The 18,022-nt window shown below is 73.6% G+C and carries 18 protein-coding genes; 8 read left to right on the forward strand and 10 right to left on the reverse strand.

Features of this window, described 5'->3' with window-relative positions; all coding sequences use genetic code 11:
* Nucleotides 1–199: 199 nt before the first annotated feature.
* Entirely contained in the window at nt 200–931 is a 732-nt protein-coding gene (locus ABZ910_RS03710; protein WP_361358623.1) for a VIT1/CCC1 transporter family protein, read from the reverse strand.
* A 267-nt stretch (nt 932–1,198) separates the two neighbouring features.
* Here ABZ910_RS03710 and ABZ910_RS03715 point away from each other — a divergent pair, with 267 nt between their 5' ends.
* The 7 genes from ABZ910_RS03715 to ABZ910_RS03745 all read left to right on the forward strand — a co-directional run bounded on the left by ABZ910_RS03715 (nt 1,199) and on the right by ABZ910_RS03745 (nt 9,430).
* Nucleotides 1,199–2,353: an ADP-ribosylglycohydrolase family protein gene (locus ABZ910_RS03715; RefSeq protein ID WP_361358626.1), complete on the forward strand. Its 1,155-nt coding sequence runs from the start codon at nt 1,199–1,201 to the stop codon at nt 2,351–2,353.
* Between the two features lie 488 nt (nt 2,354–2,841).
* On the forward strand, nt 2,842–3,957 hold the full coding sequence (locus ABZ910_RS03720; RefSeq protein WP_361358629.1) for an ADP-ribosylglycohydrolase family protein: 1,116 nt from the start codon (nt 2,842–2,844) through the stop codon (nt 3,955–3,957).
* Between the two features lie 8 nt (nt 3,958–3,965).
* On the forward strand, nt 3,966–5,150 hold the full coding sequence (locus ABZ910_RS03725) for an ADP-ribosylglycohydrolase family protein (RefSeq protein WP_361358632.1): 1,185 nt from the start codon (nt 3,966–3,968) through the stop codon (nt 5,148–5,150).
* Nucleotides 5,138–6,583, forward strand: a complete 1,446-nt coding sequence (locus ABZ910_RS03730; RefSeq protein ID WP_361358635.1) for an ADP-ribosylglycohydrolase family protein — start codon at nt 5,138–5,140, stop codon at nt 6,581–6,583. Before ABZ910_RS03725 ends, ABZ910_RS03730 begins: the two co-directional genes overlap by 13 nt.
* The gene (rbsK, locus tag ABZ910_RS03735) at nt 6,499–7,392 is read left to right on the forward strand and encodes a ribokinase (protein WP_361358638.1); all 894 of its coding nucleotides are present in this window, start codon (nt 6,499–6,501) and stop codon (nt 7,390–7,392) included. The genes ABZ910_RS03730 and rbsK overlap by 85 nt, the downstream gene beginning before the upstream one ends.
* Nucleotides 7,389–8,621: a CoA transferase gene (locus ABZ910_RS03740; RefSeq protein ID WP_361358641.1), complete on the forward strand. Its 1,233-nt coding sequence runs from the start codon at nt 7,389–7,391 to the stop codon at nt 8,619–8,621. Before rbsK ends, ABZ910_RS03740 begins: the two co-directional genes overlap by 4 nt.
* Nucleotides 8,618–9,430 carry a CoA ester lyase gene (locus ABZ910_RS03745; protein ID WP_361358644.1) on the forward strand — a complete coding sequence of 271 codons (813 nt, stop codon included), beginning with the start codon at nt 8,618–8,620 and terminating at the stop codon, nt 9,428–9,430. The genes ABZ910_RS03740 and ABZ910_RS03745 overlap by 4 nt, the downstream gene beginning before the upstream one ends.
* A gap of 57 nt (nt 9,431–9,487) precedes the next feature.
* Here ABZ910_RS03745 and lgt read toward each other — a convergent pair whose 3' ends face one another.
* The 9 genes from lgt to ABZ910_RS03790 form a co-directional block, all read right to left on the reverse strand.
* Entirely contained in the window at nt 9,488–10,531 is a 1,044-nt protein-coding gene (lgt, locus tag ABZ910_RS03750; protein WP_361358647.1) for a prolipoprotein diacylglyceryl transferase, read from the reverse strand.
* 106 nt (nt 10,532–10,637) lie between these two features.
* On the reverse strand, nt 10,638–11,414 hold the full coding sequence (locus ABZ910_RS03755) for a thioredoxin domain-containing protein (RefSeq protein ID WP_361358650.1): 777 nt from the start codon (nt 11,412–11,414) through the stop codon (nt 10,638–10,640).
* Nucleotides 11,415–11,502: 88 nt separating this feature from the next.
* A complete protein-coding gene (trpA, locus tag ABZ910_RS03760; RefSeq protein WP_361358653.1) occupies nt 11,503–12,321 on the reverse strand; it encodes a tryptophan synthase subunit alpha in 819 nt (272 codons plus the stop codon).
* On the reverse strand, nt 12,318–13,601 hold the full coding sequence (gene trpB / locus ABZ910_RS03765) for a tryptophan synthase subunit beta (protein WP_361358655.1): 1,284 nt from the start codon (nt 13,599–13,601) through the stop codon (nt 12,318–12,320). Before trpB ends, trpA begins: the two co-directional genes overlap by 4 nt.
* Before the next feature lie 137 nt (nt 13,602–13,738).
* A complete protein-coding gene (locus ABZ910_RS03770; RefSeq protein ID WP_361358658.1) occupies nt 13,739–13,912 on the reverse strand; it encodes a hypothetical protein in 174 nt (57 codons plus the stop codon).
* A 22-nt stretch (nt 13,913–13,934) separates the two neighbouring features.
* Nucleotides 13,935–14,744, reverse strand: a complete 810-nt coding sequence (trpC, locus tag ABZ910_RS03775; protein WP_361358661.1) for an indole-3-glycerol phosphate synthase TrpC — start codon at nt 14,742–14,744, stop codon at nt 13,935–13,937.
* Between the two features lie 134 nt (nt 14,745–14,878).
* The gene (locus ABZ910_RS03780) at nt 14,879–15,319 is read right to left on the reverse strand and encodes a DUF2752 domain-containing protein (protein ID WP_361358664.1); all 441 of its coding nucleotides are present in this window, start codon (nt 15,317–15,319) and stop codon (nt 14,879–14,881) included.
* 116 nt (nt 15,320–15,435) lie between these two features.
* Complete coding sequence (locus ABZ910_RS03785; RefSeq protein WP_361358667.1) at nt 15,436–15,693, reverse strand: HGxxPAAW family protein; 258 nt, start codon at nt 15,691–15,693, stop codon at nt 15,436–15,438.
* A gap of 212 nt (nt 15,694–15,905) precedes the next feature.
* Nucleotides 15,906–16,544, reverse strand: coding sequence for a TIGR02234 family membrane protein (locus ABZ910_RS03790; RefSeq protein WP_361359090.1), 639 nt, complete (start codon nt 16,542–16,544; stop codon nt 15,906–15,908).
* A gap of 287 nt (nt 16,545–16,831) precedes the next feature.
* On the opposite strand from ABZ910_RS03790, the gene ABZ910_RS03795 reads away from it, so the two are divergent.
* Complete coding sequence (locus ABZ910_RS03795) at nt 16,832–18,022, forward strand: S53 family peptidase (protein ID WP_361358670.1); 1,191 nt, start codon at nt 16,832–16,834, stop codon at nt 18,020–18,022.

The following is an 18,022-nucleotide window of genomic DNA, read 5'->3' on the forward strand; positions in this document are numbered from 1 at the left end:
ACCTGGAGCGGACAGGATCGTTCGGATTGGCGTCCGCCGGGCCGTCGAGGGGGGACGAGGTGGGCGCCGTCGCCCACCCGGGAGTGCACGGCAGGGCGTCATTGCCCGCAGCGCTTACGCCCTCATGCCCCGTGGTAAACCATTCGAAACCAGCGAGTAACAACTACTTATACAGCCCTCTGCATAAGCAGTAGTTGACCTATCCTACGGCCGTCCCGAACAGACTGCCCAGGGCGTACGTCACACCGGCGGCGGCGCCACCCAGGGCGAGCTGCCGCAGACCGCTGAACCACCAGGAGCGTGCGGTCACCTTGGCCACCACGGCACCGCAGCCGAAGAGCCCGGCGAGCGCCAGCAGCAGGGCCGGCCACAGCACGGTCGCGCCCAGCAGGTACGGCAGGACGGGCAGCAGGGCGCCGAGCGCGAAGGAACCGAACGAGGACACGGCCGCGACCAGCGGCGAGGGCAGGTCGGCGGGGTCGACGCCCAGTTCCTCGCGGGCGTGTATCTCCAGGGCCTGCTCGGGATCCTCGGACAGCTGCCGGGCGACCTCGCGGGCGAGCTCCGGCTCGACGCCGCGGGACACGTAGAGCGCGGCGAGCTCCTGCTCCTCGTCCTGCGGGTGTCTGCGCAGCTCGCGGCGCTCGATGTCGAGTTCGGCCTCGACGAGCTCGCGCTGCGAGGCCACGGAGGTGTACTCGCCGGCGGCCATGGAGAAGGCCCCGGCGGCGAGCCCGGCCAGCCCGGTGATGACGATGGTCTGGTGGCCGACCGAGCCGCCGGCGACGCCGGTCAGCAGGGCGAGGTTGGAGACCAGGCCGTCCATGGCACCGAAGACGGCGGGGCGCAGCCAGCCGCCGTTCACATCCCGGTGCGTGTGGTTGTCACGGTGCGCCTCGTGCAGCGCGGCCTCGGTTTCGATGATGGCCATATGGTCCCCCAGAAAGCTTAGGCAAAGCTAACTTTAGATGTGTTCTATTTTTTGACAGCACTGAATTTACGCCCTCCCTCTGGATCACGCCAGCAAGGAAAGGCTGGGCTAACCAGCACCTTTACTCCGAGTCGCTCATCCGTGCCGTATGCAGCTCAGATGTCGACCGGGTGATGCTGAGGCGCCTGAGGCTCTCGGGCACCGCAGGGGTGGGACACATCCGCCGAGGAACCCAAGGGCCCCCGAAGCCGAAGGAGACGCCGCGCCATGGCATGGATCGCCTGCACGCCCTCGGTCTCCGCGCCCGGGGACGCCGCCGGACTGCGCGATCGGGCCCGCGGCGCGCTGCTCGGCCTGGCCGTGGGAGACGCGCTCGGGGCACCCGCCGAGAACCTGAAGCCCTCGGAGATCCGCGCGCGTTGGGGCCGTGTCACCGGGTACGTCGCCGAGCGTCCGGCGGGCACGGACGACACCGAGTACGCGATCTTCTCCGGCCTGCTGCTCGCCCGGCACGGCTCGGCGCTCACCCCGGCCCATGTGGAGGCTGCCTGGCACGAGTGGATCGCCGACCGGGACGAGGGGCCCTTCCGGGGCGCGGGCTTCAGCGAGCGCGGCACGCTGGAGAACCTGCGCCGGGGCCTCGCCGCCCCCATCTCGGCCCAGCACCGGCACGCCTGGAGCGACGGCCTCGCGATGCGGGCGGCGCCCTTCGGGGTGTTCGCGGCGGGCCGCCCCGCCGAGGCCGCCCGGCTGGTGGCGATCGACGGCTCGGTCAGCCACGAGGGCGAAGGCATCTACGGCGGCCAGGCGGTGGCGGCCGGGGTCGCGGCGGCGATGGCGGGCGCCCCGGTGCTCACGGTCGTGGCCGCAGCCCTGGCCGTCGTCCCCGACGACTCCTGGACGGCGCGCTCGCTGCGCCGTGCGGTGGCCGTCGCCCACCGCGGCGAACGCGCGGTCCGCTCGGCCGTCGTCATCGGCGGCTACCCGTGGACCGACCTGGCCCCCGAGGCGGTGGCCCTGGCCTTCGGCGCGTACACGGCCGCCGACGGCGACTTCCGGGAGGCCGTCCTCGCGGCCGTCAACATGGGCCGCGACGCCGACACCACGGCCGCGGTGGCGGGTGCCCTGGCCGGCGCGACCCGGGGCGTGTCCGCCGTCCCGGCCGACTGGGCCGCGGCGATCGGCCCGGCCCGCGGCACCTGCCTGCCGTCCATGGCGGGCCACCACGTCCTGGACGTGGCGGAGCTGCTGGTGCCGGAGGAGGGCGGCAAATGGGGCGCCGACGTGGTCATACCGGCCCTCCTGCCAGGCGCACCGCACCACCTCACCCCGGAATGGAACCCCGCACGCCGCACCGAGCGACCGCCCCTGGACCCGGCGGCCTGCGTCCCGGCGGCACAGGAGGACGGGGCACGAGGGTGACTCCCCACGCCGGACACCGGCCCCCACCGCGATGCCGGAAGGCAGGTCCGTGACGTGCCGAGTCGTGCAACCGCCGCACGGGCCGCTCCGTCGAGACGGTGCCGTGCCAACGCCCCACCGCACGGCGAACCCGCCGCCCGCCTGCCGCAGCAGCGCAGGTCCGCCGATGTTCCACCGCACGGCGTCCCCGGCCCGTACGTGCCACAGCAGCGCCGGGAGGGACAGGCCCCACCGGTGGCGAGCCGCCCCGACCCGCCGCCGTAGCGGAGGAGCCACCGCCGTCGCGCGCGGAGCCACTGGGGAGCCGGGCGTACGTCAGTGACATGCCGTACTCCCCCTTCCCTGGGCCGTGCCACCGTCCCGGAGCGGCGGCGCGGACCCGCCCGACGCCCGAGGACCCCGCGTTCCCCCTCACGGAAAGCCCACCCCATGACCCAGCGCATCCGCAGCCGGCCTCCGGGACCCAGCCCGGACCGCGAGGCGCGGCCGTGACCCGCCGCGTCGAAGGCCTCCTCCTCGGGCTGGCCGCCGGGGACGCGGCCGGCTGGCCCGCCGCCCGGCACCGGGCCGCCCGGATGCCCGAGTGGACCCGGCGGCTCACCCGGGAGCTGGACACGTTCGCCGAGCAGAACGCGACGACCACGCTGCCCGTGCCCATCGCGCTCAACCAGCCGCCGGAGCCGCTCCGGCTCGGCCCCTCCGACGACGCCGAGTGGGCGGTGTTCGCGGCGCAGGCGGTGCTGCGCGCCGGTGACGACAGCGTGCTCGGCGACCTGAGCCGGGAGCGCCGGACCCGGGCCGCCATCGACCTCACCTGGAGCGCCGTCGCCTCCGAGGTGGCCGCGGCGGCGGAACGCGCCCCCGAGGTCGAGTCGGCGGTGCTGCCGCTGCGCGCCCGGATCTCGGTCCGCGCCGGGCTCGGCAACCTCGCCACCGGACTGCGCCCGCCCGCCACCGGCCACGACAACCCGCACTACTTCGACGACGCGGCCTGCGTCCGCGCCTGCGTCCTGGCGGTGGCCCATCCCGGCGACGCCCACCGCGCCGCCGATCTGGCCGAGTTCGACGCCCGCTACACGCAGGACGGCGACGGGGTGCACGGCGCCCGGGCGATGGCGGCGGCCCTCGCGCTGGCGCTCGCCGGGGCGGAGGCCGAGGCCTGCGTGGCGGCGGCGCTCGCCGAGCTGCCCGAGGAGACGGAGATCGGCCGCAACACCCGGCACGCGCTGGTCCTCGCCCGCTGCGCCGACAGCGCCTTCGCCCTGATCCCGCTCCTGGAGCACCAGATCGTCGACCACGTCTACAGCTACGGCATCGCCGCCGCCGAAACGGTCCCGGTCGCCCTGGCGCTGGCCACCGCCGCGCGCGGCCGGATCGCCGAGGCCGTGCCCGCCGCGGCCTGCCTCTCCCGGGTCGCCGACTCGGCCCCCGCCCTGGCCGGCGCGCTGACCGGTGCGCTCGGCGGCGGCGAGGCGATCCCGGAGGCCTGGCGGGACGCCTGCCGCATCCTCTCCGGATGTGCGCTCCCGCGCCTCACCGGTACGGACCTCGTGGAACTCGCCGGACTCCTGGAAGCCACGCAACCGGCCTCTCCAGGAGGATGATTCGGGGCATGACGCCCAAAGGAGAAGAAAGCAGCGGGCCGGGTCCGGACGGTCTCGACGAACGGATCACCGGAGCCCTGGTGGGGGCCGCCGTCGGCGACGCCCTCGGCGGTCCCGTCGAGGGCTACTCCCCCGACCAGATCCTGGAACGCCACGGCGGCCGCGTCACCGGCGTCGTCGGCCCCTGGAACGGCGACGCGTGGCGCATCGCCCGCCCCATCGCCCCGTACCACAAGGGCGACGGCCACGTCACCGACGACACCTTGATGACCCACGCGCTGGTCCGGGTGTACGCGCGGGTCCGCGACCACCTCGACGCGTACGCGATCGCCGACCACCTGGTCCCGGACCTGATGACGAACCCGCGCTGGATCCCGGAGCTCGAGGCCGAGGCGCTTCCCCTGCAGCGGCTCTTCCTGGCGGAGAAATGGCTGGTGGCACGGCTGGCGTACGGCCATGTCGACCCGCGGGAGGCCGGCACGGGCAACATCGTCAACTGCGGTGCGGCGATGTACATGGCCCCCGTCGGCCTGGTCAACGCGGGCAACCCGGCGGGCGCGTACGCCGAGGCGCTGGACATCGCGGGCGCGCACCAGTCGTCGTACGGCCGTGAGGCGGCCGGGGTGTTCGCGGCGGCGGTGGCGGCCGCGGCCTCCCCCGGGGCGACCCCCGGCTCGGTGGTCGACGCCTGCCTGTCGCTGGCGAAGGACGGCACGCGGGCGGCGATCGAGCGTGTCTGCGAAGTGGCCGCCGGATTCCGGGACTTCGAGTCGGCGCTCGCACCGCTGCGCGAGGCGGTGGCCCCGTACGACACGGTGGGCCCCGACTACCGGGCCCCGTCCCTCGCGGCCCGCCGCCCCTCCCGGCTCCACACGATCGAGGAACTCCCCGTCGCCCTGGGCATGGTGGTGGTGGCCGGCGGCGACTACCGCCAGGCGGTGCTGGGTTCGGTCAACTACGGCCGCGACTGCGACTCGATCGCGACGATGGCCGGTGCGCTGGCCGGCGCCCTGGGCTCGCGCGTCCCGGAGGACTGGTCGAAGACGGTGGCCGAGGCCAGCCGCCTGGATCTGTGGGAACCGGCGCACATCCTCGCGGAGGTCGCCCGGGAGGTCTTCGCACGGGACGTGCGGCGGCGTCGCGCGCACGAGCGGGCCTTCGGCGAACTCGGGGGCGCGACGTGCTCCGACTGACGTGGGTCCAGCCGGAGGACCTGGTGGGGCATGAACTCCGCCAGGCCGCCCAGGACGGCCGCGAACCGTCGGTGATCGCGGCTCGGTGGAGGGCGGCGGGCGGCGGCGACGCCCCGCCGCGCGCGGGCGCCTCGGCGCGACCCGCCTCGCGCTATCTGCGGCTGCTCGCCGAGGACCTGCTGGACGAACTGGCGGATCTGCCGAGCGCGTTGAGCGAGCAGGAACCGACCGATCTGGCGAAGATCAGGGCACTGTGCCCGGACTGGCCGGACCGGCGAGCCTCCGCTCCCTCCCTCACGCCGCTCGCCCTGGAAGCGGCCTGGCTCGGCAGGGCCGTCGGCTGCCTCCTCGGCAAGCCCGTCGAGAAGCTCCCCCGCGACGCCGTCCGCCGCCTCGCGCAGTCCGCCGGCAACTGGCCGCTGACCACCTGGTTCACGGCACGGGGCGTTCCCGAGGAGCTGCTGCGCGAACACCCCTGGAACCGCCGCTCGGCCGCCACCTCCCTCGCCGAGAACATCGACGGCATGCCCGAGGACGACGACCTCGACTACCCCCTGCTCAACCTGCTTCTGCTGCGCCGCCACGGCAGGGCCTTCACCACCGTCGACGTGGCCCGGCTGTGGCTCGACGAGCTCCCGGCGGGCCGCACCTTCACCGCCGAACGCGTCGCCTACCGCAACCTCCTCGGCGGCGTCGAACCCCCGCACACCGCCCGCCACCGCAACCCCTTCCGCGAGTGGATCGGCGCCCTGATCCGCGCCGACGTGCACGGCTGGACCAACCCGGGCGACCCCTCGGGCGCAGCCGAACAGGCCCATCGCGACGCCGTCCTCACCCACACCGCCAACGGCGTCTACGCGGCGATGTTCACGGCGGCCGCCATCGCCGCGGCGGCCGACGGCACCCAGGACATCCACGCGTGCCTGCGCACCGGGCGTACGGTGATCCCGCCCCGGTCCCGGCTCGCCGAGGCCATCGACCACGCCGTCCGACTGGCCGAGACGCACGAGGAGTTCGACGACATCGTGGACGAGCTCCACGCCGCCCACTCCCCCGCCTACCACTGGGTCCACGCCGTCCCCAACACCGCCCTGATCGCCGCCGCCCTGACCCACGCGGACGGCGACTTCACCGGCTCCATCTGCCGGGTGGTGTCCGGCGGCCTGGACACCGACTCGGGCGGAGCCACGGCCGGGAGCGTCGCCGGCCTGCTCGCCGGCGCCCCCGCGCGGCTCCCCGACCGGTGGACGACGCCGCTGAAGAACCGGCTCGCCACCTCCGTCGCCGACTTCGACGGCACCGGCTTCGACACCCTGGCCCACCTCACGCACCTGGAGGCGACCCGCCCATGCCCCACATCGCCGTACTCGGCAGCATCAACATGGACCTCGTCGCGTACGTCGAGCGGGCCCCGCAGCGCGGACAGACCGTGACGGGACGGGAGTTCCGTACGGTCCCCGGTGGCAAGGGCGCCAACCAGGCGATCGCCGCGGCCCGCGCCGGGGCCACGGTCTCGATGATCGGCGCGGTCGGCAACGACGGCTTCGGCGTCCGGATGCGCGACACCCTCGAACACTCGGGCGTGGACACCGACTCCCTGCGCACGGTCGAGGGCCCGTCGGGCACCGCGCACATCGTCGTGGACGACGAGGGCGGCAACGCGATCGTCGTGATCCCCGCCGCGAACGGCACCGTGGACCATCTCAGCCCGGGCGACGAGGCCGTGATCGCCACCGCGGACGCACTGCTGCTGCAGCTGGAGATCCCCCTGGACGGGGTCCTCGCGGGCGCGCAGGCCGCGCGCCGCCACGGCGTCCGTACGGTCCTCACCCCCTCCCCCGCCCGGCCGCTCCCGCCCGAACTCCTCGCCTCCACCGACTTGTTGGTCCCGAACGAGCACGAGGCCGCCCTGCTCACCGGCCGCGCCGACCCGCGCGAGGCGGCGCTCGCCCTGCTCGACCAGGTGCCGGAGGTGGTGGTCACCCTCGGCGAGGCGGGCAGCCTCTACCTGACCCGGGACGCCGAACCGCTCATGATTCCCGCGCCCCGGGTCACCACGGTGGACTCCACGGGCGCGGGCGACACCTTCGTCGGCGTCCTCGCGGTGGCGCTCGCCGAGGAACGGCCGATCCGTGAGGCGCTGACCTGGGCGGTCGCCGCGGCGACGATCTCCGTACAGCGCGAGGGGGCGTCCTCGTCGATGCCGTACCGCCCGGAGATCGAGGCGCAGTACACCACATGAGTACGCCCGAGACGAGCGGCCCCGGTCCCGGTACGACTCCGCCGCCCCCGCCCCTCGACGGCCTGCGCGTGCTCGATCTCGCCACCCTCTTCGCCGGTCCGCTCGCCGCCACCCTGCTCGGCGACTTCGGCGCCGAGGTCGTCAAGGTCGAGCACCCGGCGAAGCCCGACCCGTCCCGGGGTCACGGTCCCGCGAAGGACGGCGTCGGCCTGTGGTGGAAGCTGCTCGGCCGGGGCAAGCGCACGATCACCCTCGACCTGTCGAGGCCCGGCGGGCGCGCCACCCTCCTGCGCCTCGCCGCCACCGCCGACGTGATCATCGAGAACTTCCGCCCCGGCACCCTGGAGAAGTGGGGCCTGGGCTGGGCGGAGCTGTCAGCCGCCAACCCCCGGCTGGTGCTGGCCCGGGTCACCGCCTTCGGCCAGTTCGGGCCGTACGCGCACCGCCCGGGCTTCGGCACCCTCGCCGAGGCGATGAGCGGCTTCGCCGCGATCACCGGGGAGCCGGACGCGCCGCCGACCCTGCCGCCCTTCGGCCTCGCCGACTCCATCGCGGCCCTGGCGACGGCATACGCGGTGCTGGCGGCGCTCGCGGCGCGGGAGCGCACCGGCGAGGGCCAGGTCGTCGACATGGCGATCATCGAGCCGATCCTGACCGTCCTCGGCCCGCAGCCCGTCTGGTACGACCAGTTGGGTCATGTCCAGCCCCGGACCGGAAACCGCTCCCAGAACAACGCCCCGCGCAACACCTACCGCACGGCGGACGGCTCGTGGGTGGCCGTCTCCACCTCGGCGCAGTCGGTCGCCGAGCGCGTGATGCGCCTGGTCGGCCGCCCCGATCTGACCGACGAGCCGTGGTTCGCGACCGGCGCGGAGCGGGCCGCGCACGCCGACGTCCTCGACGCGGCGGTCGGCGCCTGGATCGCCGCCCGCACCCGCGAGGAGGTGCTGTCCGCGTTCGAGAAAGCGGAGGCGGCGGTGGCGCCGATCCAGGACGTACGGGACGTGATGACCGACCCCCAGTACGCCGCGCTCGGCACCCTCACCACCGTCGACGACCCCGAGCTGGGCCCGCTGCGCATGCAGAACGTGCTGTTCCGGCTCTCGGCGACGCCCGGCGCGATCCGCTGGGCCGGCCGGCCGCACGGCGCGGACACGGAGGCCGTCCTGACCGAGCTGGGGCTGACCCCGGCGGAGCTCGCCGCCCTGCGCGAGGAGGGCGCCCTGTGATCCCCTTCCCGCTCACCTGGCTCTACGTCCCCGGCGACCGGCCGCACGTGGTGGCCAAGGCCCTGGTCTCGGGCGCGGACGTGGTGGTGATCGACCTGGAGGACGCGGTCGCCCCCGACCGCAAGGAGTACGCCCGCGCGGCGACCGCCGACCTTCTCGCCGAGCCGCAGCCGGTCCGTGTGCATGTCCGGGTCAACGCGGCGCAGGCACCCTGGGCGGCCGCGGACCTGCGGGCGGTGGCCGCCCTTCCGGGTGTGTCCGGGCTCCGGCTGCCGAAGGTGACGTCTGCCGCGGAGGTGGTCCGGGTCGCCGAGCGGACCGGGCTCCCGCTCTACGCCCTCCTGGAGACAGCGCTGGGCATCGAGCACGCCCACGCCATCGCCTCCGCCCATCCGTCGCTGCGGGGCATCTCCCTCGGCGAGGCGGACCTGCGGGCCGATCTGGGGGTACGCGACGACGCGGGCCTGGACTGGTCCCGCTCCCGCGTCGTCGTCGCCGCGCGGGCGGCCGGCCTCGCCCCGCCGCCCCAGTCGGTCCACCCCGACATCCGCGACCTGGCGGGCCTGGCCGCCTCCTGCGCCCACGGCCGCGCCCTCGGCTTCCTGGGGCGCGCCGCCATCCACCCCCGTCAGCTCCCGATCATCGAGCGGGCGTATCTGCCCACGGACGCGGAGCTGGAGGAGGCCGAGACGATCGTGAAGGCGGCGACGGCGGAGCAGGGCGCCCAGGCACTGCCGGACGGCCGGTTCGTCGACGCGGCCGTGGTGGCGGCGGCCCGGCGCACGCTGTCCCTGGCCCGCACGTCCTGACATACGACGAGGGTGCCCGTGATCCCACGGGCACCCTCGTCGTCGTACGGCCGGACGTCAGCCCTTCTTCGTCACCGACTCGGCGGCGTCCTTGGTCTCGGAACTCTCCGGCCCGTCCGCCTCGGCCGTGTCCCCGGCGTCGGCGTCGGCCTCGGTCTTGTCCTTGCCTTCGTCCTCGGCCTCGTCCTCGACGTCGGCCTCGGTGCCGGTCTCCGCCCGGTCCTGCGCATCGCCGCCGGAGACGACCGGCGCCGCCTCGGCGTCGTCCTCGTCCGAACCGTCGGCGGCATCCGGCTCCACCACGGCCTCGCGGCCCGGCCGCAGCCTGGCCGACACCACCATGTACGCCACGGCGAGCAGGAACACGATCATCGCGGTCCAGTCGTTGAGGCGCAGGCCCAGGATGTGGTGGGCGTCGTCGACGCGCATGTACTCGATCCAGCCGCGGCCCACGCAGTAGGCAGCGACGTACAGGGCGAAGGCCCGGCCATGGCCCAGGTTGAAGCGGCGGTCGGCCCAGATCACCAGGAGGCCGACGCCGACGCACCACAGGGACTCGTACAGGAAGGTCGGGTGGTAGTAGCCCGGCACGCGGTCGCCCGCGGTGGAGGTGATGTGCAGCGCCCACGGGACGTGCGTCTCGCGGCCGTACAGCTCCTGGTTGAACCAGTTGCCCCAGCGGCCGATGGCCTGTGCGAAGGCAATGCCGGGGGCGATGGCGTCGGCGTAGGCGGGCAGCGGGATGCCGCGGCGGCGGCAGCCGATCCAGGCGCCCACCGCGCCGAGCGCGATCGCGCCCCAGATCCCGAGGCCGCCCTCCCACACCTTGAAGGCGTTCACCCAGTCACGGCCCGGGGTGAAGTACAGCTCGTAGTCCGTGATCACGTGGTAGAGCCGGCCGCCGACCAGGCCGAAGGGCACGGCCCAGACCGCGATGTCGGCCACCGTGCCGGAGCGCCCTCCGCGGGCGACCCAGCGCTTGTTGCCGAGCCAGACGGCAACGAAGACGCCGATGATGATGCAGAAGGCGTAGGCGCGCAGCGGAATCGGACCGAGGTTCCAGACCCCGCGCGACGGACTGGGAATGTAGGCAAGTTCCATGGCAAGGTCGACGCTACCGTGCCGGACCGGGCGCCCGGCAGGAAGTCCGGCTACGGGTCCATAACAGGAGCCGGGGGCGGGACGCCGAGCGGCCCGCCCGCCGCGCTCAGTGGTTCGCCGCGGCCTCCACCATCTGCTTCAGCTTCGCCGGGGTCATCGTCTGGTCCTGGTAGATGTTCTTGCCGTCCAGGAGGACCGTCGGGGTGCCGGAGTAGCCGCCCGCCTGGAAGGCCTGGTGCGACTTCTCGACCCAGCTGTTGTGCGTACCGTCGTTGACGCACTTGCGGAACGCCGGCGTGTCGAGGCCCTCGACCTTGCCCGCGAGCGCGATCAGCTTGGCGTTGCTGGAGTACGCGTCGTCGGTCTCCTTGGGCTGGTTCGCGTAGAGCACGTCGTGGAAGTCACGGAACTTTCCGGCGTCCTGCGCGCAGGCCGCCGCGTTGGCCGCGCGCCGGGAGCCGCTGCCGCCGAGGTTGCCGTCGATGAGCGTGACCACGTGGTAGTCGATTCTGAGCTTGCCGGAATCGGTCAGCTCGTGGAGCGTCGGGCGGTAGACCGTCTCGAAGGCGCGGCAGGCCGGGCAGCGGAAGTCCTCCCACACGGTGAGCGTGGACTTGGCGTTGTCCTTGCCGACCGGGATGGCGAGGCTGTCCTTGCCCTGTGCGCCCGAGGGCGCGACGACCGGGCCGGCCTTCTCGCTGTGCTTGTCCTTGCCCGCGTTCGCGGCGATCACGCCGATCACCGCGGCGAGGCCCAGGACACAGACGACGCTGGCGCCCACGATCAGCGCCCGCCGTCGCTTCTCCGCGGACTTCTGCTTCTCACGCTCGACCGCCAGCCGCTCCCGGGCGGCGCGCTTTCCGTCACGGTTCTTCTCGCTCACACCCCCAGAACGAACCGGGGAGGCGCAGCGCGCCTCCCCGGTCCCAGGTCCACCCGTACGAGGGACCCACGCGAGATACCCCGCTCTGTTACGCCTGTCCGCGCACGCCCTTCGCCAGGTCACCGGCGAGTTCGCGGACGGCCTCGACGCCGGCCGCGTCGTCCGGCGCGTCCAGCATCAGCTTGACGAAGGCCGAGCCGACGATCACGCCGTCGGCGAAGCCGGCGACCTCGGCGGCCTGGGCGCGGTTGGAGACGCCGAGGCCGACGCAGACGGGCAGGTCGGCGCGGGCGGCCCGGGTGCGCCGCACCAGGTCCTTGGCCTGCGTGCCCACCGACTCACGGGTGCCGGTGACACCCATCAGCGAGGCGGCGTACACGAAGCCGCTGCCCGCGGCGGTGATCTCGGTGAGCCGCTCGTCCTTGCTGCTGGGGGCGACGACGAAGACCGTGCCGAGGCCGTGCTTCTCGGCGTGCTCGCGCCACAGCGCCGCCTCCTGGACCGGGAGGTCGGGCAGGATGCAGCCCGCGCCGCCCGCCTCGGCCAGCTCGGCGGTGAAGCGCTCGACGCCGTAGCGGTCGATGGGGTTCCAGTACGTCATGACGAGCACCGGCTTGCCGGTGGCCTCGAACGCCTCACGGACCGTGCGCATGACGTCGGCGATCCTGACGCCGCCACGCAGGGCGACGTCGTCGGCGGTCTGGATGACCGGACCGTCGAGGACCGGGTCGCTGTGCGGCAGGCCGACCTCGACGATGTCGGCGCCGCCGTCGAAGACGGCCTTGATCGCCTCGATGCCGCCGTCCACGGTCGGGAAGCCGGCCGGGAGGTAGGCGATGAGGGCGGAGCGGCCCTCGGCCCTGGCGCCCGCGAGGGTGTCGGTCAACAGCTGGACGTTGCCGCTCACTTGGCGTCCCCCTCGATCTCGGCGGTGTCGGCCGCGTCGGCGGCGACCTCGGCGTCGGTGTCGTACAGGCCGAAGTAGCGGGCGGCCGTGTCCATGTCCTTGTCGCCGCGGCCGGACAGGTTGACGACGATCAGCCCGTCCTTGCCCAGCTCCTTGCCGACCTCCAGGGCGCCGGCGAGCGCGTGGGCGCTCTCGATGGCCGGGATGATGCCCTCGGTGCGCGACAGCAGGCGCAGCGCCTGCATGGCGGCGTCGTCGGTGACCGCGCGGTACTCGCCGCGGCCGCTGTCCTTGAGGAAGGAGTGCTCGGGGCCGATGCCCGGGTAGTCCAGACCGGCCGAGATGGAGTACGGCTCCGTGATCTGGCCCTCGTCGTCCTGGAGGACGTAGGAGCGCGATCCGTGCAGGATGCCGGGCTCGCCCGCGGTGAGCGTGGCCGCGTGCTCGCCGGTCTCGACTCCGTGGCCCGCGGGCTCGCAGCCGATGAGGCGCACGGAGGCGTCCGGGATGAAGGCGTGGAAGAGGCCGATGGCGTTGGAGCCGCCGCCGACGCAGGCGATGGCGGCGTCGGGCAGCCGGCCCGCGCGCTCCAGGATCTGACGGCGCGCCTCGACACCGATCACACGGTGGAAGTCGCGGACCATGGCCGGGAAGGGGTGGGGTCCGGCGACGGTGCCGAAGAGGTAGTGGGTGTGGTCGACGTTGGCGACCCAGTCCCGGAACGCCTCGTTGATGGCGTCCTTCAGGGTCCGGCTGCCGGACTTCACCGCGACGACCTCGGCGCCCAGCATGCGCATGCGGGCCACGTTGAGGGCCTGGCGCCGGGTGTCGATCTCGCCCATGTAGATGGTGCAGTCGAGGCCGAACAGCGCGCAGGCGGTGGCGGTGGCGACGCCGTGCTGGCCGGCGCCGGTCTCCGCGATGACGCGGGTCTTGCCCATACGCTTGGTGAGCAGGGCCTGGCCGAGCACGTTGTTGATCTTGTGCGACCCTGTGTGGTTGAGGTCCTCGCGCTTGAGGAACACCCGGGCGCCACCGGCGTGTTCGGCGAACCGCGGCACCTCGGTGAGGGAGCTGGGGCGGCCGGTGTAGTGGACGAGCAGGTCGTCGAGCTCACGGGCGAACTCGGGGTCGTGCTTGGCCTTGTCGTACTCGACGGCGACCTCGTCCACGGCGGCGACGAGGGCCTCCGGGATGAACTTGCCGCCGTATGCGCCGAAGTAGCCTTCGGCGCTGGGGACTTGACCCTCCGGGTCGGGGATGAAGAACTGACTGGGCATGCCGATACCTCACGGTGAGTGCGTGGAAAAGACACTGAGCGCCGTGGGGGCGGGGGGGTGGTCGGTCGACTGCGGCCGCGTCGTGGCTGGTCGCGCCCACGCGACAAAGTCGCAGATTCAGCAGAGTCCCGCGCCCCTCAGGACGGCTGCTGCCATCGCATGCCGTTCACCTGGCCCGGCTCGTCCCCGATGACGTATCGGACCCTGCGGCCGTGCACCCGGCGGGCGGGGGCACGGCAGCCTCGGGGCCGGCAGCCGCGCGCGAGGCGGGCGTACGGGTCCCGGGCCGTCAGGGTGATCGGGGAAGTCATCGGAGCCAAGCCTAGCCGGAGATCAGTCGCGCCCCTGCCGCAGCGCGGGGTGCGCACCCGCCGCGACCATGTCGGCGACCGCCGTCTTCGGGTCGCGGCCGGTGACGAGGGACTCGCCGACCAGGACCGCGTCGGCGCCCGCGTTGGCGTAGGCGATCAGGTCGTGCGGGCCGCGCACGCCGGACTCGGCGACCTTGACGATGCCCTCGGGGACCTCCGGGGCGACGCGCTCGAACGTCGAGCGGTCGACCTCCAGCGTCTTCAGGTTGCGCGCGTTCACGCCGATCACCTTGGCGCCCGCGGCCACGGCACGCTCGACCTCGTCCTCGTCGTGCACCTCGACGAGCGGGGTGAGGCCGATGGAGACGGCACGCTCGATCAGCGACTCCAGGGCCGGCTGGTCCAGGGCCGCGACGATCAGCAGCACGAGGTCGGCGCCGTACGCCCGGGCCTCCCACAGCTGGTACGACGTGACGATGAAGTCCTTGCGCAGCACGGGGATGTCGACCCGGGCCCGGACGGCCTCCAGGTCGGCGAGCGAACCGCCGAAGCGGCGCTGCTCGGTCAGCACGGAGATGACGGCCGCGCCGCCCGCCTCGTAGTCGGCGGCGAGACCGGCCGGGTCGGCGATCGCGGCCAGCGCGCCCTTGGACGGGCTGGAGCGCTTGACCTCACAGATCACCTTGACGCCGTCACCGCGCAGGGCAGCCACGCCGTCCTTGGCCGCAGGAGCCTTCGCCGCGCGCTCCTTGAGCTCGTCGAGGCTGACGCGCGCCTGCCGCTCCGCGAGGTCGGCACGGACTCCGTCGATGATCCCGTCGAGCACACTCACGCGAGCGGCCCCCTTCCGGACGGTTGTGCAAAGCGGGCTGAAAACCCATGGTCACTGCGATGGTATCCGGAGGAGGGCGCAGGTCGCGCATCCGGTCGCCCCCGACCCCCATTACCTGCGCGTTCGCAGATCGATCAAGGATGCAACCAGCCACCGAACGGCAGGTTCCGGACAACGGTGAAGGCCAGCAGCACGGCCCCCAGGCTCCACATCTGGAGCGGCCCCGGCTCGATCCCCAGCGGTCGCCCACGGGCCGCGCGGACGGCCCACATGGTCCACAGCACCACGAAGATCCCGTAGGCGACGACGGCCACCGCGTTGTCCTGGAGCGCGGCCGGGAGATCCCCGTGGATGAAGGCGTGCGCGCTGCGCAGACCGCCGCAGCCGGGGCAGTAGAGGCCGGTGAGGCGGTAGAGGGGGCACACCGGGTAGTGGCCGGGCTGGTTGGGGTCCACGGTCCCGACGTACGCGAAGGCCCCGGCGACGGCCGCGAGGACGCCTGCCGGGGCGGCGAGCCTCCGCCACGGGGTCACACGCGCTGCGGCTCGCTGACGGTCGGCGTTCACGCTTGGCATTGTGCCCCGTGCGCGCCGCGCGCGTGCGCGGAGGGGCGGCCTAGGCGGCTCTCGGCGCCTAGGCCGCCCCTCCGGGACGTCGTGCGAGACGGTCTACCCGACCGTCGGGGCGAGGATCAGCTCTCGGCGGCGACCGGCTCGGCCGTCACTGAGGCCCGGGGCCGCGGCGGCTGCTGGGCCTCCTTCGGCTGGCCCAGGCCCATGGACCGCATGACGGCGCCGACGACACCGCCGAGCGCCACGATCACCAGACCGGCCCAGAAGCCCACGGGCTGGGCCATCACCGTGAACGTGCCCGCGACGAGGAAGCCGATGAAGGCGATGATGACACCGGTCCAGGCGGCCGGGGTGTGTCCGTGGCTGCTGCCCGCCATTGCTTGCTCCTCGTTGCTCTGTGCGTGTGTGCTCGGTGTGGCTGTGCGAGCCGGACGGCTCGGTGCCTCCGTGGTGAGCGGGGCGCTCACGCTCCATTGTCCCGTACGCGCGCGCGGAAGATGAGTGGGGGTGGCACCTCGGTCGAGTCTGATGCGCCACACCGGCACCGGCACCGGACCCCCGAAGTCCGGCGCGCCATGTCGTCCTCGAGCTATGCCCCCGTCGGGTCCTCGCCCCGGTCCAGGGCCTTCCAGAGGTCCTCGGGGCGGTCCGGGTCGACGGGCGGGGCGCTGCGGCGCGGCCGGGTCGTGCCGCGCTCGTAGCGGCCGGACATGGCGGGCCACAGCCGTCCGTGGCGCAGGGCGATGAGCCCGGCGAGCAGGAGCAGCAGGCCGCCGACGGCCGCGACGTAGGGCCAGCCGGTGTGGGTGAGCGTGGTCACCGTGGCGGCGGTGTCGCCGGTGGCCTGGGCGGCCTGCTCGTCCAGCGCGGAGCTGTCGGAGGCGCCGATCACGGCCGCGGCGACGGTACCGGCGCCGCAGAGCGCGAGGAGCGCGGAGACGAGGAGGCGGCCGAGCCGGCGGACGGCGAAGACGGCGACGAGCGCGGCGAGCCCGACGATGGCGAGGGCCGCGGGGACGCCCGTGACGTCGCTGCCCTTGGCGGTGAGCGGGAAGGCGCCGCCGGCCACCGTGGCGGTGCCCTCGGACCAGCGCTGCCGGCTGGCGAGCAGCGTCACGGCCGTGCCGAGCGCGCCGCACAGCAGCGCCAGGGCGAGGCTTCGGCGGCCGGACCGGGCGGGTCCTGCGGCCTCGGAACGGGGGTGGGGTACGGCAGTCACGTACTCCACTATCGCCTGCACCGGGACCGGTCCCTCGTCCGGGGCGTGTCAACCCATGATCGAGTCACCGTTCGATCATGAACACCTCAGAAATGTGGCATGAATCGACCGGCAACGGCAAAGGTTTTCCACGCCCTCAAGCGATCTCCTTGTTGACGTGTTCCGGACAGCCGTAGGTTCTGCGCCGGTCCTGGCGCACACCCTGCCCCAGGGCTGCACAGCGCACCCGCATGTCCCCCTGGTCTCACCCCCGTTCCGGAGGAAGTACGTTGCGCAGAACCACTTCATTCACCGTCGTGGCAGCACTGGCCACAGCAGCCCTCGCACTGACGGCGCCCGTCGGACAGGCCGCGTCCACCGCCTCGTCGGCGCACGGCGTCTCCGTCGCCCGCTCGTGTGCGGCCCCGACGCAGAAGAACGTCATGGCCTGCAACGCCCTCAAGGTCACCGCGGGCACCCCGAAGTCCGCCCGTACCGAGAGCGACCTGACGGCGGCCGCAGCGCCGGCCGGCTACGGCCCGTCCTCGCTCCAGGCAGCGTACAACCTGCCCTCCGCCACGGGCGGTTCGGGCCAGACCGTGGCCATCGTCGACGCGTACGACGACCCGAACGCGGAGGCCGACCTCGGCGTCTACCGCTCCCAGTACGGGCTGCCCGCCTGCACCACCGCCAACGGCTGCTTCAAGAAGGTCGACCAGAACGGCGGCACCAGCTACCCGCGCGGCGACTCCGGATGGGCCGAGGAGATCTCCCTCGACCTCGACATGGTCAGCGCGGCCTGCCCCAACTGCAAGATCCTGCTGGTCGAGGCCAGTTCGCCGACCATGACCAACCTCGGTACGGCCGTGAACACCGCCGTGAACCAGGGCGCCAAGTTCGTCTCGAACAGCTACGGCGGCGGCGAGTCCGCGAGCGACACCACCTACGACTCGGCGTACTTCAACCACCCGGGCGTCGCCATCACCGTCAGCTCCGGTGACGGCGGCTACGGCGTCGAGTACCCGGCCGCCTCCCGGTACGTGACGGCCGTGGGCGGTACGTCCCTGACGACCTCGGGCACCGCACGCGGCTGGACCGACACCGTGTGGAGCGGCGCGGGCTCCGGCTGCTCCGCGTACGACGCCAAGCCCACCTGGCAGACCGACAGCGGCTGCGCCAGGCGCACGGTCGCCGACGTCTCCGCGGTCGCCGACCCCAACACCGGCGTCGCGGTCTATGACAGCTACCGCTCCGCCACCGGCTGGATGGTCTTCGGCGGCACCAGCGCCTCGGCCCCGCTGATCGCGGCGGTCTACGCGCTGGCGGGCACCCCGTCGGCCGGTTCGTACCCGGCGTCGTTCCCGTACGCGCACACCTCGGCGCTGTACGACGTGACCAGCGGCTCCAACGGCACCTGCTCGCCGTCGTACCTGTGCACCGGCGGCGCCGGCTACGACGGCCCGTCCGGCCTCGGTGTGCCGAACGGGACGGCGGCCTTCACCGGCTGA

The organism is Streptomyces sp. NPDC046805, assembly GCF_040645355.1.
Lineage (GTDB): Bacteria > Actinomycetota > Actinomycetes > Streptomycetales > Streptomycetaceae > Streptomyces.

What these genes read in the sequence shown, in the direction of transcription:
- lgt (WP_361358647.1), bottom strand. Translation starts at nt 10,531, where the DNA reads ATGGAACTTGCCTACATTCCCAGTCCGTCGCGCGGGGTCTGGAACCTC.
- ABZ910_RS03780 (WP_361358664.1), bottom strand. Translation starts at nt 15,319, where the DNA reads ATGCCAAGCGTGAACGCCGACCGTCAGCGAGCCGCAGCGCGTGTGACC.
- ABZ910_RS03785 (WP_361358667.1), bottom strand. Translation starts at nt 15,693, where the DNA reads ATGGCGGGCAGCAGCCACGGACACACCCCGGCCGCCTGGACCGGTGTC.
- ABZ910_RS03725 (WP_361358632.1), top strand. Translation starts at nt 3,966, where the DNA reads ATGACGCCCAAAGGAGAAGAAAGCAGCGGGCCGGGTCCGGACGGTCTC.
- ABZ910_RS03740 (WP_361358641.1), top strand. Translation starts at nt 7,389, where the DNA reads ATGAGTACGCCCGAGACGAGCGGCCCCGGTCCCGGTACGACTCCGCCG.
- rbsK (WP_361358638.1), top strand. Translation starts at nt 6,499, where the DNA reads ATGCCCCACATCGCCGTACTCGGCAGCATCAACATGGACCTCGTCGCG.
- ABZ910_RS03715 (WP_361358626.1), top strand. Translation starts at nt 1,199, where the DNA reads ATGGCATGGATCGCCTGCACGCCCTCGGTCTCCGCGCCCGGGGACGCC.
- ABZ910_RS03710 (WP_361358623.1), bottom strand. Translation starts at nt 931, where the DNA reads ATGGCCATCATCGAAACCGAGGCCGCGCTGCACGAGGCGCACCGTGAC.
- trpB (WP_361358655.1), bottom strand. Translation starts at nt 13,601, where the DNA reads ATGCCCAGTCAGTTCTTCATCCCCGACCCGGAGGGTCAAGTCCCCAGC.
- ABZ910_RS03770 (WP_361358658.1), bottom strand. Translation starts at nt 13,912, where the DNA reads ATGACTTCCCCGATCACCCTGACGGCCCGGGACCCGTACGCCCGCCTC.